This window comes from Trueperella sp. LYQ141 (assembly GCF_046599555.1).
Classification (GTDB): Bacteria; Actinomycetota; Actinomycetes; order Actinomycetales; family Actinomycetaceae; genus Trueperella.
Genome location: NZ_JBKIWQ010000004.1, coordinates 90600 through 115665, shown reverse-complemented (window position 1 = coordinate 115665; position 25066 = coordinate 90600). Strand labels below are relative to the sequence as shown.

The following is a 25066-nucleotide window of genomic DNA, read 5'->3' as shown; positions in this document are numbered from 1 at the left end:
CTGCAGCGGGGTGACAGACATGCGCACACCGCATCTTTGAACCCAATACGGGGAGAGGACTCCCGTGTGGTTAACGCACAGGTAATTCTACTCATAAAGTAAACAGTCCGGTACTCAAGCACGCTCATAGCGATAACAGCAGGCATAATAGAGGTCATGGATACTGCACGTCACGCTATTGAACAATATGCTCGGCACGCCCGCATAGCTGCCCAGGAGTTGCGCCTCCTGACGAGCCAACAGAAAAACTCGGCGTTATTTGCCATCGCCGACGCGTTGGAGGCTGATTCCGCACAGATTGTTCAGGCGAACTCGGTGGATATGGAGCGGGAGCGTGCCGGTGGAATGCGTGAATCGCTCCTGGATCGTCTGTTGTTGACGTCGGAACGCATCGCCGGAATCGCTCAGGCTGTTCGCGAGGTCGCGGCCTTGCCAGATCCCGTCGGTGAAGTGATTAATGGTCGAACGTTACCTAACGGTTTGCGGCTGATTTGCAAGCGCGTTCCTTTAGGCGTCTTGGGCATGATCTACGAAGCGCGCCCAAACGTCACGGTTGATGCTGCGGCGCTCGCGATTAAATCAGGCAATGCAGTGCTGTTGCGCGGCGGGAGTGCGGCCCGTGAATCGAATCAGGCACTGGTCGCCGTTATCCGTCGGGCTCTAACGGGTGAGGGATTATGCGCGGATGCGGTTATTACGATTGATGAGTACGGGAGAGCTGGGGCGCAGGCTCTGCTGCAGGCGCGCGGTTTCGTGGACGTGGTTATCCCGCGTGGTGGTGCCGGGTTGATCCAGATGGTAGTGCGAGAAGCAACGGTGCCGACGATTGAAACGGGAGTTGGCAACTGCCACATTTATGTGGACCGCAGCGCCGATCTGGATAAGGCCGAGGCAATCATTCTTAATGCAAAGGTTCAACGCCCTGGGGTGTGTAACGCGGTAGAAACCGTGCTGGTGCATCAGGATATTGCTGCGGATTTCCTGCCGCGAATTGGTCGTCGGCTACAGGAAGCTGGTGTGCGCTTGCATGCCGATTCGCAAGCGGGGGCTTATCTGGAAAACTATGATCTGGCCACTGAGGAAGATTGGGAAACGGAGTACAATTCTTTGGATCTTGCTCTCGGTGTGGTGGCTGATTTATCCGCGGCGATTGGGCATATTCGTCGGTATTCTTCTGGGCATACCGAAGCGATTGTGGCGCAAGATTGGGCAGCGATTAATCGGTTTACGGATTCGATGGATTCGGCAGCTGTCATGATTAATGCCTCGACTCGTTTTACTGACGGTGGGCAGTTGGGCCTGGGGGCAGAGATCGGCATTTCCACCCAGAAATTGCATGCGCGCGGTCCGATGGGATTAACCGAATTGACGACGACGACGTGGATTGTACAGGGAGACGGGCATGTCCGAGCATAATTGGGATCGCGAAGCGCTCCACGTCGTGCCGCGTGGGGAAGGGCGTCAGGGAGTGCGCCGGCAGCGTATCGGGATTATGGGTGGCACATTCGATCCGATCCATCACGGGCATTTGGTTGCCGCCTCAGAGGTGCAATACTACTTCGATCTTGACGAAGTGATTTTTGTACCGACGGGGGAGCAGCCGTTTAAGAAGGATCGTAAGGTCACTCACGCGGAGCATCGATATTTAATGACGGTGATTGCAACGGCGTCGAATCCACGTTTCACGGTGTCGCGGGTGGATATTGACCGAGGTGGAGTGACATATACCATTGATACTCTGCGGGATTTACGCGAGTTATACCCGGATGCGGATTTATATTTTATTACCGGCGCAGACGTCTTACCGCAAATTTTGCATTGGAAAGATCCTGAAGAGCTATGGTCTTTAGCCCATTTTGTAGGGGTTAATCGCCCTGGTCATGTGCTGGATATTAGTGCGTTGCCCCGCGAATCGGTTAGTGTTGTGGAGATTCCCGCTATGGCAATTTCCTCAACGGGTATTCGTCAGCGGGCAGATCGTGGGGTTCCAGTGTGGTATCTCGTTCCTGATGGGGTTGTACAATACATAAACAAGTATCATCTATATGTACCACCGGAGAATGTGACCGGCCGTGAGCCTGACGGTGAATATGCCGTTAGTGGGAAAGCTGGGGAGGAGACTGAATGAGTGACACTCCGCGCTTATCGCGTCGTGAGCTGCGCGAGATGGGAAAGCTACAAGCGCGCCCATCAGATTCCTCGTCGTTGACGGAGACGTCCGAGATTCGTTTGCGCCGTCCGTCGCGTAAAGAGCTTCGTGAGCTGGAACGGGCTGAGCGCGAACGGCAGGCTGCCCTGGTAGAGCAGGCGGAACCAACTTCGACCCCAGTGGAGAGCACCGCTGGCGAGGGCGGCGAGATTAGCAGTGAGCGTTCTGCCGAGGAATCAGCCTTTGGCGAGGCGAAGCAAGAGTCTGTTGGCGTATCAGGGGATCCCGATACGCCGTCACCAGTTATTTCTTCCGCTGCCGGTACAGTTTCGGATGGCGATGAATCGCGTACCTCGGATGGTGATGATTCCACAGAAAATAGTGATTTGGGCGGTGTTTCCTCCGATTCGACCTTTGATGGATCACCAGTTGACGTTCAGACTGGGGAGTTGGAGCAGACGGTCGCCTTTACGCCAGCGAGTGACGTATCCACTCTGCCGGAATCGGCTATGGCCTCTGAGCAGGGTGCAACCGCCGAAGCGGCCGCACCGGAGCGTAAATCAGTATTTGATCTATTTGCCGATCAGGATTCGAACGAATCTGGTGATGGTGATGCGTCGGATTCGGGCGAGTTGGACGATAAAGAAGCTATGCTGTCAGCACCGCTGCCGTCTGAGGATAACGATGTGGCAGAAGCGGAGGATAACCCCTCTGCAGCGGCAGAAGCGCACGCAGTAGCGGATTCGGGTGAGAGCCACGACGCTACGGAAAAGAGCGAACCTCATAGCGATGATGACCTCAGCGAGGATGAGGAAGATACAGACGAGGACGAAATCCCGTTACGGGAGCGTTTCTTGGCGATGACGAGCAAAGAAGATCGCTCTGGTGTTCGTGAGAGTGATGGAGCAGCAGAAGCAGCGTCCCCAGCGACGGCGTCTTCCGATGTGGATACCGCGAAATCTGAGGCGAGTGCTGAAGAAGAAGCCAGCCTTTCAGCAACCGCGAAAGCCGATACTGAAACGATTGCTAACGCTGTTGATGCTGACGAAGAGAGCGAAGTTGAAGCCCCGTGGCGCATGTGGCTGAATTGGTTGATCGCGGTATTGATTGCGGCTCTTATCGGCTACTTGGGTGGATCGTGGATTAACGCCAATATCCTGTCTGCTCACGGTGTGGAGTCGGCGGTAACGACGACGGTTCAATTGTTATAGGTTTTAGGCTGTATATGAGCGCAACACAACATGCGATCGAGGCAACTATTGTTGCTGCCCGGGCTGCTTCGGCTGGTAAAGCAACCTCTATTTGCGCGATTGACGTCTCTGAGCGTCTCGTGCTGACTGATGTTTTTCTGGTGATCTCCGGCTCATCTGAACGTCAAGTGCGTGCATTGGTTGACGATGTAGAGGAGGCCATGCATAAAGCGGGGCATCGTCGGCTACGCCGTGAAGGCTTAGATTCAGAAGCGCATTGGGTGCTTCTTGATTTTGGAGATGTCATGGTCCACGTGCAACAAGACGAGGATCGTGAATTCTATGCCTTGGAAAAGCTGTGGGGTGACTGCCCGGAGATTGCCTTGCCAGATGACGTTACTGTCGAAGAGGCTGCCCCGTCGTCGCTTGCGCAGTATTTCGCACCTACATGGGAGGACGAGGAGCTGTAAATGGCTGTTCGACGCATTATATTGTGGCGTCATGGTCAGACAGCCTTAAATGTGGGTCGGCGTATTCAGGGAAGCCAGGATCACGAGTTAGATGATCGTGGTCATACGCAAGCGCAGGAGGCGGCAGGCGAATTAGCCCTCGCTGGAATCACCCACATAGTTTCTTCGCCGCTGGTGCGTGCCCGCGATACTGCGGAATATCTAGCACATCGCATCGGAGTAGAGGTGCTATGTGATGAGCGTATTCAGGAGCGCTGTTTTGGTTGCTGGGAGGGGATGACCTCACCGGAGATCCGTGCGGCGTATCCACTGCAATGGGAGCAATGGCGGGAATCAGGTGATCCGCAAGGGCTGGATATTGAAACGCGAGAAGAATGTGGTCAGCGGGTTGCCGCCGCAGTGACTGACTGGGTAACACGTTTTGATGCGGATGAGGAAGAACAAACGCTTGTTTTTGTCTCCCACGGAGCGGCGATCAGCACCGGGATAACCACGCTCCTTGGGCTGAATCCAAGCCTCTGGCATGGGATCCGTGGGATGGATAACTGCCGTTGGGCGACGCTGATCCCTTCGTCCGGAGGATGGAAGTTGTGCTCTTATAACGAGACGAGCTATCGTCCGGCTGTATTGGCGGATACTGCGCGGTAATAGAGAACGCCCTGTGCGCAAAGGGAAATATCACGGGCATACGTATAACTGTTATATGAGAACAATGGAAGTCGCGCTCGTGGCAGCGGGGAGTGAATATGCCCAGTATTTATAGGTATCTGTGTGGTGACCCCATAGAAGTTGCCAAATAAGGGCAAGGTATGCGAATAAGGTGTGAGGTATCGCGACCATCTTATTTGGTGAGCGGGATCACCGCAGGGGAGTTAGGTGCTGGTTTGGCAACGATAGGGGATCCAGGTAGTATGTATCTGGTCCGACGGGGCTATGGCGCAGTTGGTAGCGCGCTTCCATGGCATGGAAGAGGTCACGGGTTCGAATCCCGTTAGCTCCACAACACATCCCGTGTTTTCCCTGGTCAGAGTGGGAAAACACGGGAATTTTTATTGGGTATAAGAAATAGTTTGTAGACGCGGGGCATAAACAAGATGACGATAAAGGGATTGCTAACCGCTTTAAGTCTTTTTAATACGGATGCTACTAGAGGAATAAAAGACGGAGGAGGGGAAACAAGCTAATCAATTTGGCTGGCAAAGATAAGTGCTATGTGTGTTCTGTATTTAAAAGTTGGCATTTTATCGTTGTTGTGTATTTTGAAGATTCCTTAGAGTTACTGGGTACGATCCGCATTATTGATTATCTGCACAGGATGAGTTCTTTGCTACGGTGATGTTTGCTGGAAAGTAGGAAAAAGAAAGAACGGGCAGACGGAAAATATCCCTGCTTGTATATAAGGCATGTCATTGGTTGTGTGCCAAATCACGCGAGTGTGAGGAGGGATATTCTGTGTGAAGATATACCGACAAATGTTATGCATAGGGTGGGTAAGAGATCTTAGGAAATTGATATTTAGATTGAGTACCGATCTAAAACACCAGTAGAATCGTGATGATATATCCAACCAACTGCCGAAAGGTTAGTGTGATCATGCACCGAGTCTTTAAGAGAGGTGTAGTAGCTTTGGCTGCCGCCTCTTTATTAGCCTCCGGTCTAGTAGGAGGAGGAAGTACGCCGGCAGATGCGGCAACTCAACGTGTACCTATTAACACTGCGGGTTCTATAGCCGCTACGGCAACTTATCTTCCTACAGATAGTGGCGAAATTAAATCAGAAAATGTTAACTATGGTTCGAATGACACCAACAGTGGTCGAATGTTGCAACGGGTTACCTTGGGAACTGGAGCAACGGAGAATGAACTAAAAACTCTGAAATGGCGTAAGGAAGGTAGTGAGCTCGGCTATACGTTAAAAGCGCATAAGAACGAGGCTGGGATTGAAACCTTCACAAAGCCATTAGTGGATCGTGATTTCCGACCGACCTTCTATCACGATGTTGATAAGAGCGGTAAAGCAACGATCAATCTTTCTACAACGTCGGATACCGGAAATAATGACCATATTTATTTCACGGATACCGCCGGTCGGGAGCTGCCCTCAACATTTGATGTGGCAGTTGATAAGAACGGTACGACCGATTTTCAGTTCTGGGTCAAAACCCGTGCAGATGTTACGGATGCATGGTTCCGAGTTGATACGGTAACCCGCGATGGCGTGAAAATTGAGAAGATCAAGGATGGTTCGTCGGAAACCTTGCGTTCTGGTTTATACCGGATCACTGTCAACGAGGGAAGTACCACTAATCTGGCTGCTGATTTGCGGCTCGGCCCGTCAACGAATTTCTCAATGAGTCCTGAGCATATTGCTGCGGTGACGAAGAGCATCGAAGATCAACATCATGCTACTCAAGGCACTGGCATCACAGATGAACAGCACCTTCTGATTTACCCACGAGATAAATTTTATGATAATCGCAGTGGCAAAACGGTGGAATTGCAAAAGGAAGGTCGTTACGTTTACAACGTCAATCAGGGCGGGAAATATGTCGGACGCCCGATTGATACCTCAGTGATTGTCAATGCTTCGACTGTTACCTGGAAGGGCGCCAAGAATGGTTCCTATCCCTACAATGAGGTTATGAACTACCTGATTTCGAATATGAAGGTAGCGGGGCAGCCGGTTGCGGTTCCAGCTTTGGGCGTGAAGTACTACGGTCAGCGTACTGACGCTCAAGGCAAGGTCAAACCAGTGCTGGGTCCAGAGGGTACTAAGGATACCGCCCGTAATCACTGGCTATGGGCACAGCAATATGCTGAAGACGGCGGAGCTAACATGATTGGCCAGCGCAATGCTGTGGAAACCAAGTTTGACTCTGGTCCGTTGGCTGGATGCACGGTCAAGGTCTGGATCCGCGATATCTACCCGGCATTCAGTAATACGGATACGTATAAAGACGATTTCAAGATTGATAGCGATAACGGTGCTATGGGTGGCTACACCAATGCTCTGGCATTGGTGTACCAGGTGAGTATTGATAAGGCTCCGCCGACCTCTAACGGAAACGTACCCTTGGAAGTGACCATCAGCCCGATGTCGCAAGGCTATATTTCGGCAGCATACTCCAACGGTATTACTGGTTTACAGGCGAAGCATACGCCTAGCTCAGAGCCTCGTTACAACCCCAATAACTACGATTTCCAAGATTGGGCAAATGGTTCCTACTTCCATGCAAAGCTAGTTGAGGGGAACACCACCTCTGAACTGATGAACCACGAAGGTTTTAAGCCGGATTCACGTCACTTCGGCATGGGGCAAACACCGAACCGAGATGCTTTGGGGACGGCTTTGCAGTATGGGTTCGATGCTCGATTCAAGGTTGAAGATGGGTACAAGGATCCGGTTGCGAAGTATCAGCAGTTTGAATTGAATGATGCTGGTGTCCCGCAGTTGATCAATCAGACGGTTAATATCTCCAAGGGTGCTGATAACTATTACACTTCAAAGCTGGCTGTTCCTCGCTATGGTTTATCTCAGCTACACCTCAACCTGTGGTACAACTGGACTTCAGGCGATAATGACGAGTCTACTGCCTATGTAGGTAACGTATCGACGTATCGAATTCAGGCTACTCGTCACAATGTCCCAGTGAAGGTCGTGCTCGGTAACGGCGAAACTGTTTCCAAACCTGATTTGGGCACAGTGGATATGGAAATGAACCAGACGATCCTCACTCCGGGCGATGCCCCGAAGAAGGATGGCGAGGAGTTCCAGCATTACAACCTCTTCTACGTCGGTACAGATGGCGTTGAAAAGCAGATCTCTGATGTTCGACTCGATAAGTATGAATCAGTCAGCATTATGGATCTGATTGCAGCGGGCAAGATGCCAAAGCTGGCAGAAAACGGTATAGTAAACGTCAACGAAATGCGGCTGAAGCCAGTATTTTCAAGCACTCCAGAAGATAACCCGACTAAGGGCAAGATCGTCATTAAGCTTGACGGTCAGGTTGATTCTTCGTACGATCGCACCTTCTTCGCCGTACCTGGTTCTTATGTTGGTCTGTCAGACACCGATAAGTGGGCTGCTGATGATATGAAGACCATCGTCAAGAATGGTAAGACCTACACCCGAGTACAGTCCACGTTGGACGCTGCCAAGGCAGGGCAACCATTTAAAGCGGAGAAAGCGGGCAGCACCTTTGCTATTGAGTACACCAGTGGCAATAAGCTGACCTTCAAGGTTAAGGACTCAGCTACTCAGCTCAAGGATGCTGCTGACTCAAACAAGGCAAAAGATGCCGTTGTGGTGCCGCTAACCGGCAAGACCTTAGGCGATACCTCGAAGATTCCGGCATTGGCTGATCCGACGGCTGAGGCTACAACGAAGTTCAAGGCTACGACGTACACCGTCGGTGCTGAAACCTTCACGGCTGCGGAATTGGCAGCTAAAGAATTCACTGCTGATACCGATGTGATCGTAAATGTGGATAAGTACCACAAGGTTACGTATGCGGTTAACGATGCGACGAACTCCAATTTGTCCACACCATCAGGACCATACTTCCTTAAGGAAGGCACCACGCTCAATACGGCGAAGGAAAATACCTTCAACGGTGAGAATCCGGGTGCAGTCCCAACGGTCAATGTGACGAATGCGGATAAGTCTTTTGGATATTGGCAGAAGTCTACAGATAATTCCAAGCTCACTGACGCTAAGCTGGCGTCAGAAACAGTGACGGGACCGGTTACATACACCGCTTTCTTAAATGACAAGATCATTGCGAAGAAGCCTGGTGATCCGGTAACGCCAGGATATGATCGCGTGGAGTTCAAAGCTGGTGACGGCGACTTCGGCAACGGCGTCAAGGGCACCGCTTATGATGTACTCAAGGATCAAGTAACCTGGGGTGATTTCAAGTCCAAGGTGCCGCAGCAGGTCAATCCGCCAGCCGGTAATCGCCATATTGGCTGGTCGCCGGCATTGCCTGCAGACGATGCTGCTAAGGTCACTACCGCAACGTACACGGCTGCATACTCGCAATCCGTTATTCCGGTTACTCCGGGGACGAATCCGCCTAAGCCAGAAGGCTTCGTGACGGTTGAGTTTACTCCTGGTCCGAATACCTCGATTGATACCGCTAAGGAAACCGTAAAGTACTACGTTGATCCTAACGCGAATATTGAGCTGGGCTCATTGCAAAAGCCAAAAGTCACTTTCGATGAAGGATACAAGGCTGGCGATCCGGCATGGAAGGTCAGCGATAAGGCACTTGATGACACGGCGAAGATCACTACTGATGTGACTGCTGTAGCGCAAGCTACCGAAACTGACGCTCACAAGTACACCCCGATTCCGCAGGATATTACTGTTGATAAGGGTGCTACGGTGACGCCGGATCAGCTGATTAGTAATAAGGATGGCGATCAGACCGATCAGCCGAAGTTGCCGAAGGGGACCAGCTTTACCTTTGTCGATGACAACGGCACTCCAGTAACTCCGGATACCTCGACTGCTGGGAAGATTCCAGTCAAGATCAAGGTAACGTATCCAGATAACTCCTCTGAGATTGTTCCTGGAAATATCATCGTTCGCACGGATGCAGAGAAGTACCTCAACGACAACAAGAACGGTAAGGGGACGGTAACAGTTCCGGTTGGGGCGCAGCCCGATCCTAAGAAGGTTAAGGTTACTCCTCAGCTACCCGATGGCGCGTCATTTACCGAAATGAATGACAAGAGCTTGGATACTTCCAAGCCCACCCCTCCGGGTGCTCCGCTATCGACTACCGGCAAGGTGACTTTCGCTGATAAATCCACGATCAATGACTTCCCTGTGGAAGTGACGGTGGTGGAGAAGGTCATCGAGAAGAACGAAACCGATGAAGTAACCCCGGGTTATGTGCGGGTTATATTCAAGGCTGGTGACGGTACCTTCGGTGAAAACGTCAAGAGTAAAGCATATGACGTCTACGAAGGCACCTCATGGGGCGAATTCAAGTCCAATGAGCCGAAGGTGACACCGCCTGCGGGTATGCGTCACACTGGCTGGGATCCAGCTTTGCCTACGGACGATGCTGCTGCAGTAAGTACTGCGACCTACACGGCTGTGTATGAGGCAGTGAAATTGCCAGCATTGCCAGTTGATGACATTACCGAAGGGGATACCTCTATTAAGGTAACCATTCCAGACGGCACTGATCTCGATAAGATCGTCGTCACGTACCCGAATAATGGCGGGACCATTGAGCTAACGAAGGGGCCAGATGGCACCTGGAAGCTCGGTGATACTCCGGTAACTGTTGACGATAAGGGCAAGCTGGTTATTCCGGTTGATCCGACGAAGTTCAAGAAGGGTGAGGTTGTCACCGTTCATGGATCGAAGGGAGCAACCCAGACCCCGCCAACAACGAAGGAAGTTCAACCGAAGAAACCGGATGCTCCGTCGGTGGATAAGATCACTGAGGGGGATAACTCGGTTAAGGTTGGTGAGCCTGCTTACGGTGACAAGATTACGATTGAGTATCCCAATGGTGGTGGCACGGTTGAGGTTACTCGTGGTAACGATGGCACGTGGAGTGTTGGTGGTACGCCGGTGACGAAGGGCGAGGACGGTAAGCTGGTTATTCCGGTTGATCCGACGAAGTTCAAGGCTGGCGATCCAATCACGGTAACCGTCACGAACGGTTCGCTAACCTCTGATCCAGTCGTTAAAAAGGTTGAAGGCAAGACGCCTGGCGAGCCAGAATTCTCGAAGGAAGACGTGATTCCGTTTATCCCAACCGATCCGAAGAATCCGGCTGATCCAAAGGACCCGAAGACTCCGTCGGAGGATAATACGGGTAAGAAGATCAACCGTGATGAATACGTCGTCATTGGTTTCAATACCGACGGTAATGGTTCGTTGAAGCAGAAGGCGGATGATACGGCGGGTGTTCCGGCGCTTTCGTTCTTGGTGAAGAAGACGAAGACCTTTAATGAGATTCAGGATCTAATCCCAGGCACGATTGCCAATAAGGGCAAAGTGTTTAAGGAATGGAAGCCGGCTTTGCCGAAGACGGATGAAACGGTGAAGGATGGCACGGTAGCAACAGCTAACTTTGCTGATAAGCCAGTTACGGGGGATGTGATTCCATTCGTTCCGGCTGATCCGAAGAATCCGGCTGATCCGAAGGATCCTCATACGCCGAAGACCGATGGGAATAATGAGATTGATCGTGACGAGTATGTTGTGATTGGTTTCAATACCGACGGTAATGGTTCGTTGAAGCAGAAGGCGGATGATACGGCGGGTGTTCCGGCGCTTTCGTTCTTGGTGAAGAAGACGAAGACCTTTAATGAGATTCAGGATCTGATTCCAGGTACGATTGCCAAGGAGAATTTCACTTTCGATAAGTGGGATCCGGCGTTGCCGAAGACGGATGAAACGGTGAAGGATGGCACGGTAGCGACAGCTAAGTTCAAGCCGGCCGAAACCCCGAAGCTGGATAAGCCGACCATTGATAAGATCACCGAAGGTGACGATTCATTCAAGGTAGGCCCGCCGACTGGTGCAACTACGATTACGATCACCATTCCTGGCAATGATCCGATCGTTGTGACTAAGGATGGCGATACCTGGAAGGTTGGCGATACCCCAGTCACCGTTGATGATAAGGGTCACTTAGTCATTCCGGTTGCGCCAGAAAAGGTGAAGAAGGGTGACGTCATCACCGTAACCGCCGAAGACGGCAAGGGCGGCAAGAGTGAAGAAACCACTGAGGTTCAGCCTAAGCCGACTCCGGAATTCTCGAAGGAAGATATCATTCCATTTATCCCAACCGATCCGAAGAATCCGGCTGATCCGAAGGATCCGAAGACTCCGTCGGAGGATAATACGGGTAAGAAGATCAACCGTGATGAATACGTCGTCATTGGCTTCACCACTGATGGCAATGGTTCGTTGAAGCAGAAGGCGGATGATACGGCGGGTGTTCCTGCGCTTTCGTTCTTGGTGAAGAAGACGAAGACCTTTAATGAGGTTCAGGATCTGATTCCAGGTACGATTGCCAAGGAGAATTTCACTTTCGATAAGTGGGATCCGGCGTTGCCGAAGACGGATGCTCCCGTTGCCGACGGTACGGTTGCTAAGGCCATCTTTAAGAATGCTGGCGGGTCAACGCTACAGCCGCCGACAGTCGAGAAGATCACCGAAGGTGACGGATCGATCTTGGTTGGTCCACCGGCAGGTGCAACTACGATTACGATCACCATTCCTGGCAATGATCCGATCGTTGTGATTAAGGATGGCGATACCTGGAAGGTTGGCGATACCCCAGTCACCGTTGATGATAAGGGTCACTTAGTCATTCCGGTTGCGCCAGAAAAGGTGAAGAAGGGTGATGTCATCACTGTAACCGCTGAAGACGGTAAGGGCGGTACGTCCACAACCGAGAAGAAGGTCGAGCCGAAGAAACCGGAAGCTCCGTCGGTGGATAAGATCACTGAGGGGGATAACTCGGTTAAGGTTGGAGAACCGCTCGTCGGTGACAAGATTACGATTGAGTATCCCAATGGTGGCGGCACGGTTGAGGTTACTCGTGGTAACGATGGCACGTGGAGTGTTGGTGGTACGCCAGTGACGAAGGGCGAGGACGGTAAGCTGGTTATTCCGGTTGATCCGACGAAGTTCAAGGCTGGCGATCCAATCACGGTAACCGTCACGAATGGCGACGTTCCTTCCGATTCGACCACGGTAACGGCTGATCCTAAGCCAGTTCCGGGTAACGGTGGAAATGTTCCGGCTAAGCCAGATCCGATTGCTCCGACCAAGCCTGCCAAGCCCGGTAATAACGGGGGCGGTAACGGAAACGGTAAGCTTCCGCATACGGGTGCATCAAGTGTTGGTGCTGCTCTGTGGGCATTCGTCTTGACGCTTCTGGGCATGTGTGCAGTTATCGGTTCTCGGAAAGGCAAGCGCGACGCTAGCTAATCCGCTAGCCATATAACTGGCAGTATTGCTCGGCGTGATCTGCAGATTGGGAAACTAAATACTGTAGAACTCGCATGGGCAATACGCCTGAATAACTCAACGGTGATCGTGCCGGTAGGTTTACTGCCGGCACGATCACTGCTATCTATTGCCTAATGAGGAGGGATAATGATGGGTAGATAGATACCTGATAGGGCAGGGGAGAAACGAACACATGAGCATATTGACGATGGAATATAGCTCGCCCCTGGGAACACTCCAGATACAGAGCAATGGTATTGCGATTACGCGTATTGCTTTTATTGACGAATTCCCGCACCATCATCGCAGCGATCGTCATGGTCAAATATGTACACAGACGCAGACCTTAACGGCAAACGAGAGCCACCGGCAAGAACCCATAATGTATGACGGCCTGCAACGAAACAATGTAGTAGATTATCCGTTGGTTAATAGCCGCAGTTTGCTTGCTAGTGCTGATAACCTGACAGCTCCACTCTGCCCAGTGCTCATTGCTGGAAAGCGCTGGCTTGACCAATATTTTTCTGGCATTGAACCATCGCATACGCTGCCTCTCGTGCCTGCTGGAACAGCTTTCCAACAACGGGTATGGCAGCTTACTCAGGAGATTTCCTGGGGTCAGAGCCAAAGTTATGGTGAACTTGCTCGACGTATAGCGCAAGAACGAGGCACACCAATGAGCGCTCAAGCGGTGGGCAATGCCCTTAGCCGTAATCCGATACTTCTTATGATCCCCTGCCATCGCGTCATTGCTACGAATCATCAGCTTGGTGGATACGCGGCGGGCGAATACCGAAAACGCGCATTGCTTGCCCTGGAGGGAATACGATCTGTGTAGGGAAATACGCGACCCAAAACGCAACCTCGCATTATCGGTTCAGCAGTGCCGGCCTCAGAGTGATATACGTGGTAGCAAGGAAAATATAAGCTAGGCGAACCGATTCGATGGTTTGCGTAGCCGATATTGAGCAGGATAGAGAGAAGGGAAGATTATGGTGCGTCCGTCTTCGTCATCTCCCAATACAGCTCCGCAAAGCCAAAAACATGATAACTCTGGTCCAGAATCACGCCCATTACATCAAGACCTTGGAGGGCTACTGGCTGTTGGGTGTGGGGCTGCATGCGGTGGCGCGATCCGATTATGCCTGAGTAACTGGTGGGAAACGCCGCATGCTGTGCTGATGTGTAATCTCGTTGGCTGTTTTCTCCTGGGAATCCTCGTACCCGTCTTAGGGGCGACGAGCTACCCCCGCCGATTACTCTGTACGGGTCTGCTCGGTACTTTGACGACGTATTCGACTTTAGCTCTCCTCAGCGTTAATCATCAGGGCGGTTGGGGGTACCTGATAGCCACACTCCTTGGCGGTGCGCTCGCAGTAATGCTCGGGCTGCTTCTCGGATGTGAGATCGCCTATCGGAAAGTGGGATCTCGTCATGATTCCTGACTGGGTAATGGCAGTTTCGTCAATAGCTGGGGCCGTATGTGGAGCCGTTGCACGCGCGGTGACGGAAAGCTATATAGCAAGCCGAAAGGATAACAAAGGCGGTTCGCATACTCAGGTAGCGACCCGAGTAGCAGAACTCGAAAGGTGCGAAGGACAGGCGGCTTCGGAACTGACGGTTTTCGCAGGTGAGAGCACTGCATCGGTGGCTACGTATTGTGCAACTGTGCCTTCTCCGGCACAGAAATCGGCGCCTTGTTCCGGTCGTGGCATTGCAACTCGACGTGAGCGATCGCTAATTCCTATCGGGAAGAAATATTGGCCGGCGTCCTGGCCAGTAGCGACTTTCGTCGTGAATTTGCTCGGATCATTCATCCTTGGATTAGTGACCGGGCTTGCGTTGGCTGAATCGGGATCGACGGTGCAACTGGTTATGAGCTATGCGCTTGTCGGTTTCACGGGCGGGTATTCAACCTATTCAACTGCGATGGTCGATGCCTGCCGCCCCTTTATTACTCACGCCCATCATAATTGGCGGATGGAACGGCAGATTTCTCTGTGGAAACATGCGATTTCTGCCGCTGTGCATATATGCATAATGGCAATGGGATGCTGTTTGCTCCTCTTTGTGGGGCTGCACTGTGGGTATGCGATTGCCCGATGATGCTCTACGAGGGCTATAGCGCACTGCGGGATTTACGAGCACTGCTGATAAGGCGTATCAGATCTAGTGTGCCGGTTGACAGGCTCAGGGCGTGATACGAAGATGAATTTAGGTCGTGTCTGCGCGGCACGGTGCCACACCAATCGGGCGTATGCCCCTGACCTCAAGGATGAGCTATGGCAAAGAAAAAGATGCGCGTCGGAATCCTCACTGCTGGTGGAGATAGCCCTGGGCTGAACGCGGCAATTCGAGGATTTGGCAAAGCTGCCTTAGGGCACTACGGGATGGAACTCATTGGCTTCCGCGATGGAATTCGTGGGTTAGCAGAAAACCGTTTCGTGGAATTGGATTCCAGTGCGCTATCTGGCATTTTGACCGTCGGTGGCACAATTTTGGGGACGTCGCGCGATAAGGTGCATCGGATGATCGTTGACGGTGAAAAGCGCGATATGATCCCCACGATTTTAGAGAACTGTGAAAAGAACCAGCTAGACGGTCTGATCTGCATCGGGGGAGGCGGGACTGCGAAGAATGCGCGTCGGTTGCAAAAAGCTGGTCTTAACGTCATGCATCTACCAAAGACGATTGATAACGATATTGCGCACACAGATACGAGTTTCGGTTTCTCCACGGCATTAGGGATCGCCACAGAAGCCATTGATCGGCTGCATTCCACGGCGCACTCACATCACCGCATCATTGTTTGTGAAATTATGGGGCATAAAGCTGGATGGCTGGCGTTGGGAGCAGGTATCGCTGGTGGGGCAGATATTATTCTTTTGCCAGAGATTCCCTATACCATCGAATCAATTGCTGCCTCGGTGAAAGAACGCGCCAAGAAAGGCCATATGTTCTCTGTGGTAGCTATCGCTGAGGGGGCACGAGACGTGGCAGATTCAGCGGATATGGCGGCTGCTGAAGCGCTCATCGAGCGGGCGAATGACGAAATATCGAAGTCGGCTGCCAAAAAGCATCGCGATATGCTCGAGTCCAACCATCGGCGTAATGCATTCAAACTCGCGGAAGATCTTGAGGAAGCAACTGGGCTAGAAGCGCGAGTGACTGTTTTGGGATACGTCCAACGTGGCGGGACGCCGGACGCGCAGGATCGTCTGCTGGGTACGCTATTAGGCGGGACGGGAGCTGATCTCGTTGCTAGCGGGCAGTGGGGATTCACTGTTGCTGCTCAGGGGCAAAATGCTGTTCCTGTGCCGCTGGCTGATGTTGCTGGCAACTTAAAGACGGTTCCGCTTGATCATTCATGGATTAACGCTGCGCGTCACGTCGGGACGTGTATGGGAGATTAAAGCAAAGCCAGATACGCCACGAAAACTGCAGGTCGCATTGGGGCGGGTGTAGCATATCTGCGGAAAGTAGCTATGGTGCGCAGTGCGCCGCCAGGAACTCTGTGAGGAAAGCGAGTAGCCGTATGCCATCCCACGCCCCTATGCGATCCTGGGGGAAAGTATTGCCGGGAACATCGTGGAGGCGCGGGTGAACCGTCGGCATACGCCTGGCAGTGAGCATACTCCACACAGTAACGGGTCGCGATGGAAGCAGATTCTGCGTGGGCAAGCGGTCCTAATTATCGCCACAATTGCGGCTCTGTGTTCACTCGTCGTTGTCCCACCGGATAGCGGGTATCGGGACTACGTTGATTGGCATACCCTGGGAGTGCTGTTTGCCCTGCTACTCATTTTAGCTGCTGGGAAGGAAATTGGGATCTTTGCCCTGGTCGGGCGCGCACTTATCCGCATATCGACCAGTAGGCGAGGGCTGGTATTCTCCTTAGTTTTTCTCTGTTTTTTCAGCTCTATGCTGTTAACGAATGACGTCGCCCTGATAACTTTCGTTCCGCTAGCCTTATTTACTTTGCATGCGCAAGGTGATGATCGTGCGATTCCGGGAGTTGTTGTTCTGCAGACGATTGCTGCAAATACTGGCGCAATGCTCACTCCGCTTGGCTCGCCGCAAAATCTATATCTCAGCCATGCAGCACCTTTCTCTTTCCTCGATATTGGGCGGATGACTCTACCGTATGTTCTGGCTGCGGGAGTGTGCTTGGCTTTGGCTATTGTGGCGACTACTCGAGGTGGGGAGCCAGTTGTTCCCCTGCAGCGCCCGACTAAGCGGGTGCATCCACGCAGAGCTGCTGCGTATGGTGTGTTGTTCGTATTAGCTGTGGGTACGGTAGCGGGTGTTATCCCACTGTGGTTTGTGCTCGGTAGTTCAATCTGCGTCGTACTATACGATAATCCGTACTACTTGACTAAAGTGGATTATTCTCTGTTGGCGACCTTCCTCGTCTTGTTTGTGTTTGTCGGGAATATGGGGCGAGTTCCCGCAATACATGACGTGATTACCTCAATGGCTGATCGTTCAGTACGAATGGCTGCGTTGGGGGCGTCGCAGATTATTTCCAATGTGCCAGCTACACTGTTGCTCTCTGGTTTCACCCATGACTACGAAGATCTCCTCATTGGGGTGAATATTGGGGGATTGGGGACGCTGATTGCTTCAATGGCCTCGCTCATCTCATACCGTTTTATTGCGGCAAATTTATCGGCCCAGTCGAAGCGTTTTATCGGCATATTTACTATGTGGAACCTCGCCTTTTTAGCAGTATTTCTACTGCTATCGGCGGTGTTGTGAGTGGTAGCTCACCTTAATAATGCGATGAAAAATGAGCTGGCAAGGTGTGAAGTAAAGCGTTTGTAGGGGTCTGTCTGTGATGATCCAGCAGGTCATCTGGTGAGATTTTCTTTTTTGTGCTGATAATGCCGCGATATAACGGTACTATATTTGTACCTCTTTAATACAGAAGGAAGGGAGAGTCATGCGCAAATCATTACGCATGATGGCAAGCCTATCTGCGCTTGCCATTGCCTCATTAACCGTTCCTGCTGTTGCTGATTCCACGGCGACGCCACTTGGCGATTTAACGGTTTTAGCAACGACGGACGTTCATGGCCATGCGGTAGATTATGACTACTTTACAGGTGAGGCTTTCGGTGCTCAGAAGCCAGAGAAGGCTTTGGGTATGGATCACCTGGCGACAGCGATTAAGAAGATTCGCACTGAAAAGGGTGACGGCACAGTCGTATTGATGGATAACGGCGATCTTATTCAAGGATCCCCAATCAATACGTACTATCAGAATAACCGCAAACCGGATTCGGTAGACCCAATGGCAAAGGTGCTGAACTACCTGAAGTACGATGTCGGTGTTGTGGGAAATCACGAGTTCAACTACGGGATGGATAATCTCCGCCAGCTTCGTGGCAATCTTAAGATGCCATTGCTGGGGGCTAACGTCATTGATGTTTCCACCAACAAGCCCTATCTTGAGCCGTACACCATGCTGACCCGCCAAATCGGTGGTGAGGATGTGAAGATCGGCGTGATCGGCGTAGTAACGCCCGGCGTTCGAGTATGGGATAAGGCAAATGTGGAAGGCGTTCTGCGTTTTCAGGATTGTGTTGAAGCAGTGAAGCAGTGGGTTCCGGAAGTTCGCAAGGCCGGGGCTGACGTGGTTGTTGTTTTGGCACATACTGGTCTTGACGCTGAAGGCTACACTTGGAATCCGGCTGATCTGACGGAAAATATCGCAACCTCAATCGCGACCCAGACCTCCGGCGTTGATCTCATCATTGGTGGGCACTCGCACGTCATGAACAAGGCAGACGTGGTCTTTACGAATGCTGAGGGCAAGCCGGTTCTCTTCACTCAGCCGTACTACTGGGCTCGTTCACTTTCTCAGGTGACGTTGCCGATTGTGAAGAACGCTGATGGCAAGAAGTCAGTGAACTGGGAGGGCGCGACCAAACCGACGGCTGTTGCAGTACAGGCAAAGGATTATCCGGCCGATGACGGCGTTCTGAAGGAGATCCAGCCGTGGCACGATGAGACGGTAGCCTGGGTTAAGACGGTTATCGCTCAGTCCAAGGAAGAGATGCCCGCAGCGACGTCGCCGTGGGAGGATACTCCGATCGTTGACTTCATCAATATGGTTCAAACCGACGAACTGAAGAAGGCAATGAAGGGCACGAAGTATGAGAACTTGCCGGTGATTTCGCAGGCTTCTCCATTCTCTCGTAGTGCTATCTTCCACAAGGGTGATGTGACCATTGCTGATATGGCAGGTCTGTACATCTACGACAATACGCTGTACGGCATTGAACTAACGGGTGCTCAGTTGCGTGACTACCTCGAGTTCTCGGCGCGCTACTACAAGCAGCAGGAACCCAACGCAGTTGTCACTAACTGGGAGGACGTCACCAACGCGCAGTATGACGGAATGACACGCGGCATTCCGGATTACTCATACGACGAGATGAGCGGTATTAACTACCACATCAATATCTCGAAGCCGGTGGGCGAGCGCATCGACATGCTGACCATGCCGGATGGTACCCCAATCACCGACGATATGCACTTCATCCTCGCGGTGAATAATTACCGTTGGTCAGGTGGATCTGGCTATCCGCATGTGACGACCGCTCCGGTGGTCTACAACGACCAGAAGGAAATTCGCGAATTGATGATCGATTGGGCGCAAGCAAACAAGGTCATTGATCCGGCGACTTTCTTCGTGAAGAACTGGGAGGTGTCCACGTCGGCGTACGTGGCGCCACAACCGGCACCGCAGCCCACGCCTGAACCAGCTCCGCAGCCTGCTCCACAGCCGACGCCGGCTAAGCCAGCTCCGGGCGCACATGCTGGGCACACAGGCACGCTGTCGAATACTGGTGCAGACGTCATGCCAATTGCCATTCTCGCGCTTGCGATGTTGCTAGCCGGAAGTGGCGCATTGGTTGCCTCGCGTCGTCAGCAGTGGTAATTGTTGCACAGTATTACGAGATTGCCAGCTAGTGGCATAACTGCGTAATACTACAATCCGGAGTGTGCGCGGCGAGATATAAAGCCGTAAGCACCTGAGGATACACAATAGGCGAGTCCTACAGTTATTGTGGGGCTCGCCTATCGTTTTGCGGGTGGTTTTTCCACTGTCTGCTCTGTTTCGCCGTTAAAGGGTTAATACGCTTAGAGAAACACGCAAATAGGATGGAAGCTCGCACAAGATGTCTAACTGAGCGGAAATAGCTAAAGAATTTTCTCTCGTTTTCTGACTCGTGTTCTGATCGCTTGGCGCATGACCCGGATCATATTCTAGCTTGTTAGCTAGGAAAAGACGGTATTTTTTGCCCAGAGATAGCGGTGTGCAGCAGTGCCAGATATGGCAGTAGTTTCTCCGGTATATGGCAGATAATGCGCTGTGCGAATCCAAAGCTGTGCGCAATCACGGTCTGCGAGTGATGGCGAGTGTTGGGGCGCGCAGCTATTTTCTACGGCAGGGCAGCGCCGGTATCTGCAGAGGATCATGGCGAATCGTCGTCACGCTACGCGAAATGACATCGCTGGATAGGCTGCATAAATCCACCCGTGTATAGAATGCCGCCGATTGCTTGTACAAAGGTGTATATGTATATAAAAACTGTGGGGAGTCCGTTGCTGGAACTCCCCACAGTCTGGATGTGTTCGTGATGGGTACGTCATCGAGGAACACATCGGGTGCTACTGCGATTCCTTAGCGTGCGCGGCATGAACCGCAGCAAGGAGCGTGGATCGCAGAGCGGGCCTTAGCGTCGAGAATGACGCACGGCAACACATGCGCTACCTACGCCAAGCAGACCAAGCATAGCTAGCAGGGTTGTACCGATAGCTGCACCACTGTGTGCCAGAATCGTTCCTTCCGGTTCTCCGTCAGCGGGAACCGGCGCTGGAGCTACTGGCGAGCTGGGATCGCTCGGCGCCCCAGGCGTGGGTACCGGGTTCGGATTCGGCACTGGATTTGGTTCCGGTTGCGGTTCTGGTTGCGGATTTGGCTCGGGCGTTGGTTCTGGCTGCGGTTCCGGAGTAACCGGATCCAGCTTGACTGTATAGGTCTGTGACTGGTGACCTGCAGCGTCTTGAACACGAACATGGAGATATACCGGAGCGTCTGTCACGCGCAGCGAGAATTCTTCCTCGTAGGTTGCCCACATATCGTTCGCGGTAGATTCTGGATCTTGCGATGGACCAGAGCTGTAGATGATGCGCTGAACTCCGGAGCCATTTTCCCCGTCACTGCCGGTGATACTAAACCAGTGAACATTCGGGTCAGAATCTTCCCATTTGCCAATATCGGCAGTTGGCGCCTTGGTATCTACCATGACGTCTTGTTGGGCGGTCGCGCTTTGCCCGGCGTCATCCGTGGCACGGGCTAGAATCGTCAGGCTGCCTTCCTTATCCACTGCAACGGGTGCCTGCGGGTATGCGGTCCAGGTGGCACCGTTATCGAAGGAATATTCCACAGTGGCGATTGGATGTGCACGCTGTTCGGTGGTGATGGTGAAATGCGGAGTGGTGGTAAACCAGCCACTGGCGGCAGGGGACTCTGCAATGCTCACACTCACATGTGGGGGCAGCTTGCTGGAATCGAATGGTTCAACAACCCAGAAAGTACACACTGCACGCTCAGAGCTGGCCGCTACCGTTCCGAGAATATCCCCGAAGGTTTCTGCCTTCGCATAGGCCGACGGATCAACCGGATCCCAGGTCACTGGCAAGGTCGAGTCGGCGCTCCCGTCGGAGTATTGTGCCACGACCGTGTTGGGGCATACCGGAGCGACCCCGGCAGTTGTCACTGTGGAGGCATTATCGAGGTGCTCGAGCGTGCCAGCAGCGGGGGAGGCAAGGACGAAGATTGTGCCCTTAACGGGCTTATCGCCAACGTGACCAGTAATTTCAACTTCTCCTGGTGTATTTAGCTTGCTGGCATCGACTGGATCCCAGGTGACGTCATGATATGCCAGAGGTCCATTTTCTGGCAGCACCCACACCTTTGGTGGCAGGGTGGGCATGACACCAACTGCAGTGCGAAGGCTAACCTCTTCGATAGATACGTCAGAGAGGGAATCGCCCGGCTCGGGTTCGGCAGTTTTCATCGTGCCGAATACCTGCCATTCGGTTGAAGCAACGGAGTAGTACGGCATCTGTTCGTTGTCGCGCTTATTCGCATTGAGGATCAAGCGCATTTTTGTGGTGGTCACAGGATCGAAGGTAACTGTCGTCGGCCCAACAATCTGCCCCTTCTCTTCAGGCACAGGATATTGAGCGGTGATCGGCACCCAGGCTTGAGTGTTGTTATCCCAATACTGAAGCAGCCAGGACGCAGGATGATGGACGTTATCGGCGCCGTCAACGCCTTTGTCATTCCACAGCCACAGGGACGACGAGGAGGCGGTTACTTCGGTTGGCCACTCGTATTGTGCCCAATGCTGCGCGGCAAAATCACCGTAGGTTCCCCACACAGAACCGTGGTCGGCTTTGTCAGTGATGTCATCATTGAGCGCATCCTTGTGATTCCACGAGGGAACGTACGAGACGGATACGGTAGGGGCATTATCCTCATTGGACTGCGAGGAGATATTGCGGGGTTGTTCCGCAGCGTCTTCCGCGACAGCGAAAGGGCTTGCCAGTGGGGTAAGAAGCGCACACAAGAGGGCGAAAATACCGACGAAAGCCCATCGGGTAGTGCGAATCTTTCGGACGAATATGCGTGTCATTTATTTTCCTCCCATGCGCGCGCGTCCAGCCGCAACCAAGATACGTTGCCGATCACGCGCGGAAATTGAGCCTTGGTCTTGGTACTTCTTGGTGATTTGACGGACCTGCTCAAGGAAAGCGTCACGGTTAGCGAAAGGTGCGGCCTTCCAAATGTCGTCAACCAAGGTTGTTGTTGGATCGCTGGCTGATACGGGATTAATCACTCCAGAATCTACCGAGCGGAAAACAACCGTCTTATCCTTACGTTCGAAATACATCGAGTAGGTGATGTCATGCCCAGCATGAGCGGGGTCGAAGTCGCGTCCACCCAGGCGGATTTGACCATCTTTCCATTCGATGGCGTCGTTGAGGGTACCGGATAGGTTGAATAGTCCACCTAGGGCCATGACGGGGAATCGCGGTGCGTCTCCGGCAACAGACAGAACCATAGGGCCGTAGCGCAAGGTCTGAAGTTTGGCGTTATCCGGAGCGGATTCGATCCATGCCGGCAGGGAGATGTCAAGCACAACGCTATCGCCAGATGCCCAGGAGCGAGTGATGGTTGCATACGAGTTTGCGCCTGCTGCTGCAGAACTCGGCGTGCCATTAACTGTGATCATCGGGGTGCTGGAAACCCATTCTGGGATACGCAAAGCGAGCGTGAACTCTCCGCTGGGGGCTTTATCGAAAGTGATCGTGACGCGCCCCTGATAGGGGTATTCGGTAGCGACGCGAACCGTCGTGGCTTGTTCTTCCCACGTGAGAGTGGAGGGGACGTAGGTGTTGACGTAGAGGGTCTTCCCGTCGTCGGCAGCCGCATACACCGTTTCTTGGTATCGCATCGGGGATTCTAGCCCTGTTCCACCACAGCAGGTTCCGATGTTTCCGTCGCCGTACTCCTTACGTGCACCAGCATTAACTGGGAACATATAGAGGTTTTCGGGGCTTTCTTTGGAGGAAGCATCGCGATGCCCGCCAAGAATATGGTTGAGTACCGTGCGCTCACAATAATTGGCGTAGCGCTGCTCGCCAGTGAGCTGATAGAGCTGCCAGGCAACTTTAACCATATTGTAGGCAGCGCAGGATTCGGCATTGCGCGGACCAATATCTCCAGCTACCTTATGCGGTGGCCCCCACATCTCGCCTTCACCTGTTCCGCCGTGCGGATACATGCGGCCGGGAACGATCATATCGAAGAAGCCTTTAACAGCGTTGAGATAGCGTTCTTCTCCGGTTTCGGCATACATCTTGGCATAACCGACGAACTGGGGGATGTGCTGGTTAGCGTGCTTATCCGTCAGGGTATCTTCTCCACGAGCGCAGGCATCGAGCAGATCGTTCATATCGAAGAATTTTGCGGCTTGCAGGAAGATTGCCTTATCGGCTGCGGAAGAGGCCCAGTACAGCTCGATGAGGACGTCGTTCATACCGCCATACTCGCCACCAATGTAGATTTTCCACATCTTATCGAGCTGGGCTTGGGTGCATTTCGACAGGCGGGAGTGTACCCAGCGACCGATTCCTTCGGCGACCTCTAGTGCTGCAGGTTCGCCGGTTGCATGATAGGCATGCAAAAGCCCATCAAGGATCTTGTGCAAGGTGTAGTACGGAGCCCAGATCTCGCCGTAGGGTGCATATTCTTCAAGAACGGAGAACTGCCACTCTCCATAGGCAGAGAGGAAGCCAGGGTGGGAGTAACGAGGCTTGCCGTTGTAAGTTTGCTTGGCAAGAGCTTCTTGACATTCTTTCAGCCCCTTAACGAATTCGACAACCCGATCATATAGGGCGCTTTCGCCGGTGTTTTCATAGGCAAGGGCGAGCTGGGAAAGGAAATGCCCGGCATAGTGGCCGCGTAATAATCCGCCTGCTCCACGGTTCTGCCCTTTTGTGTATTCGGCTGGACCCCAGCGTTGTGCTTCTGGATTGGGGCCGTATTCTTCCCAGCCGCCAGGGGGATTGGCGCCGCGCGTGTCGAGTCCGGCGTTGCGACGAAATATAGCCAAGAGGCGATCAATTGGATAAGCCCGAGCAAGCTCAAGACCTTGATCTAAGCCCCGTTTGAATACTCCGCCAGTGATATTGACGGCGCTGAGTTCGAAGGGGCGTCGGATCTGCCGTGCGGAGACGTGCGTGGCAGGCTTGATCCGGCTTCTCAGCGCATGCGGGATGTGAGCCGGAGCGCTAGCGGTGGCATGTGCGGAGTTTGCCCCTGGTCCAAAGAGCCCAATGCTACTGAATGCGGCTCCGGCGAGGAGCGCGCCTTCCATAAAACGTCGGCGGCTAAAACCAGACGTGTGCGTTGTGTGGGAATGATCGTATTCCGATTCGGAACCGATATGATGTTCTGGTTGCAAAGTATCCTCCTTCTCGCGTCCAGAATGCCCTCGTCTCTGAGAGCGTTAAAGCGTCCCGTGGCGGGTGTGAGAAGCGGAAGGCGCACAACGCAATAAATGGCTGACAGTTGGCTGACCGTCACACGTGAACGATGGTCAATATGGCTCGTGGTGGCACGTGATGTACCAGATAGTGCTCAGATATGTACGGGAAATATCTCAGCACTATCGCTTTCGGTG

At 52.8% G+C, this 25066-nt stretch carries 14 protein-coding genes and 1 tRNA gene; 13 read left to right on the top strand and 2 right to left on the bottom strand.

Annotated elements, in window-relative coordinates; translation table 11 throughout:
- Positions 1 to 156: 156 nt before the first annotated feature.
- The 13 genes from ACLHIJ_RS04185 (at position 157) to ACLHIJ_RS04125 (ending at position 19746) form a co-directional block, all read left to right on the top strand.
- Entirely contained in the window at positions 157 to 1416 is a 1260-nt protein-coding gene (locus tag ACLHIJ_RS04185) for a glutamate-5-semialdehyde dehydrogenase (protein ID WP_411297471.1), read from the top strand.
- Positions 1403 to 2128, top strand: a complete 726-nt coding sequence (gene nadD, locus ACLHIJ_RS04180) for a nicotinate-nucleotide adenylyltransferase (protein WP_411297470.1) — start codon at positions 1403 to 1405, stop codon at positions 2126 to 2128. Before ACLHIJ_RS04185 ends, nadD begins: the two co-directional genes overlap by 14 nt.
- Positions 2125 to 3360 (top strand): hypothetical protein, encoded by a 1236-nt coding sequence (locus tag ACLHIJ_RS04175; protein WP_411297469.1) that lies wholly within the window; start codon positions 2125 to 2127, stop codon positions 3358 to 3360. Before nadD ends, ACLHIJ_RS04175 begins: the two co-directional genes overlap by 4 nt.
- A 14-nt stretch (positions 3361 to 3374) precedes the next feature.
- A complete protein-coding gene (gene rsfS / locus ACLHIJ_RS04170; protein WP_411297468.1) occupies positions 3375 to 3809 on the top strand; it encodes a ribosome silencing factor in 435 nt (144 codons plus the stop codon).
- A complete protein-coding gene (locus ACLHIJ_RS04165; RefSeq protein WP_411297467.1) occupies positions 3810 to 4457 on the top strand; it encodes a histidine phosphatase family protein in 648 nt (215 codons plus the stop codon).
- 279 nt (positions 4458 to 4736) lie between these two features.
- Positions 4737 to 4809, top strand: a tRNA-Ala gene (locus ACLHIJ_RS04160).
- 626 nt (positions 4810 to 5435) lie between these two features.
- Entirely contained in the window at positions 5436 to 12779 is a 7344-nt protein-coding gene (locus ACLHIJ_RS04155; protein ID WP_411298523.1) for a Rib/alpha-like domain-containing protein, read from the top strand.
- A 214-nt stretch (positions 12780 to 12993) separates the two neighbouring features.
- Entirely contained in the window at positions 12994 to 13638 is a 645-nt protein-coding gene (locus tag ACLHIJ_RS04150; protein ID WP_411298522.1) for a methylated-DNA--[protein]-cysteine S-methyltransferase, read from the top strand.
- A 154-nt stretch (positions 13639 to 13792) separates the two neighbouring features.
- Complete coding sequence (locus ACLHIJ_RS04145; RefSeq protein ID WP_411297008.1) at positions 13793 to 14245, top strand: CrcB family protein; 453 nt, start codon at positions 13793 to 13795, stop codon at positions 14243 to 14245.
- Positions 14202 to 14906 (top strand): fluoride efflux transporter FluC, encoded by a 705-nt coding sequence (locus tag ACLHIJ_RS04140; RefSeq protein ID WP_411297009.1) that lies wholly within the window; start codon positions 14202 to 14204, stop codon positions 14904 to 14906. Before ACLHIJ_RS04145 ends, ACLHIJ_RS04140 begins: the two co-directional genes overlap by 44 nt.
- 176 nt (positions 14907 to 15082) lie before the next feature.
- Positions 15083 to 16213, top strand: a complete 1131-nt coding sequence (locus tag ACLHIJ_RS04135; RefSeq protein ID WP_411297010.1) for a 6-phosphofructokinase — start codon at positions 15083 to 15085, stop codon at positions 16211 to 16213.
- Between the two features lie 187 nt (positions 16214 to 16400).
- Positions 16401 to 17558 carry an SLC13 family permease gene (locus tag ACLHIJ_RS04130; protein WP_411297011.1) on the top strand — a complete coding sequence of 386 codons (1158 nt, stop codon included), beginning with the start codon at positions 16401 to 16403 and terminating at the stop codon, positions 17556 to 17558.
- Between the two features lie 184 nt (positions 17559 to 17742).
- Positions 17743 to 19746 carry a bifunctional metallophosphatase/5'-nucleotidase gene (locus ACLHIJ_RS04125; protein ID WP_411297012.1) on the top strand — a complete coding sequence of 668 codons (2004 nt, stop codon included), beginning with the start codon at positions 17743 to 17745 and terminating at the stop codon, positions 19744 to 19746.
- A gap of 799 nt (positions 19747 to 20545) precedes the next feature.
- Here the strand turns inward: ACLHIJ_RS04125 and ACLHIJ_RS04120 are convergent.
- Positions 20546 to 22513, bottom strand: coding sequence for an Ig-like domain-containing protein (locus tag ACLHIJ_RS04120; protein WP_411297013.1), 1968 nt, complete (start codon positions 22511 to 22513; stop codon positions 20546 to 20548).
- Positions 22514 to 24847, bottom strand: coding sequence for a beta-L-arabinofuranosidase domain-containing protein (locus tag ACLHIJ_RS04115; protein WP_411297014.1), 2334 nt, complete (start codon positions 24845 to 24847; stop codon positions 22514 to 22516).
- Positions 24848 to 25066: the final 219 nt, after the last annotated feature.

Excerpts from the sequence above, each read along its gene's own strand:
- ACLHIJ_RS04125 (WP_411297012.1), top strand. The coding sequence starts at position 17,743 with ATGCGCAAATCATTACGCATGATGGCAAGCCTATCTGCGCTTGCCATT.
- ACLHIJ_RS04175 (WP_411297469.1), top strand. The coding sequence starts at position 2,125 with ATGAGTGACACTCCGCGCTTATCGCGTCGTGAGCTGCGCGAGATGGGA.
- rsfS (WP_411297468.1), top strand. The coding sequence starts at position 3,375 with ATGAGCGCAACACAACATGCGATCGAGGCAACTATTGTTGCTGCCCGG.
- ACLHIJ_RS04135 (WP_411297010.1), top strand. The coding sequence starts at position 15,083 with ATGGCAAAGAAAAAGATGCGCGTCGGAATCCTCACTGCTGGTGGAGAT.
- ACLHIJ_RS04165 (WP_411297467.1), top strand. The coding sequence starts at position 3,810 with ATGGCTGTTCGACGCATTATATTGTGGCGTCATGGTCAGACAGCCTTA.
- nadD (WP_411297470.1), top strand. The coding sequence starts at position 1,403 with ATGTCCGAGCATAATTGGGATCGCGAAGCGCTCCACGTCGTGCCGCGT.
- ACLHIJ_RS04120 (WP_411297013.1), bottom strand. The coding sequence starts at position 22,513 with ATGACACGCATATTCGTCCGAAAGATTCGCACTACCCGATGGGCTTTC.
- ACLHIJ_RS04185 (WP_411297471.1), top strand. The coding sequence starts at position 157 with ATGGATACTGCACGTCACGCTATTGAACAATATGCTCGGCACGCCCGC.
- ACLHIJ_RS04150 (WP_411298522.1), top strand. The coding sequence starts at position 12,994 with ATGAGCATATTGACGATGGAATATAGCTCGCCCCTGGGAACACTCCAG.
- ACLHIJ_RS04145 (WP_411297008.1), top strand. The coding sequence starts at position 13,793 with ATGGTGCGTCCGTCTTCGTCATCTCCCAATACAGCTCCGCAAAGCCAA.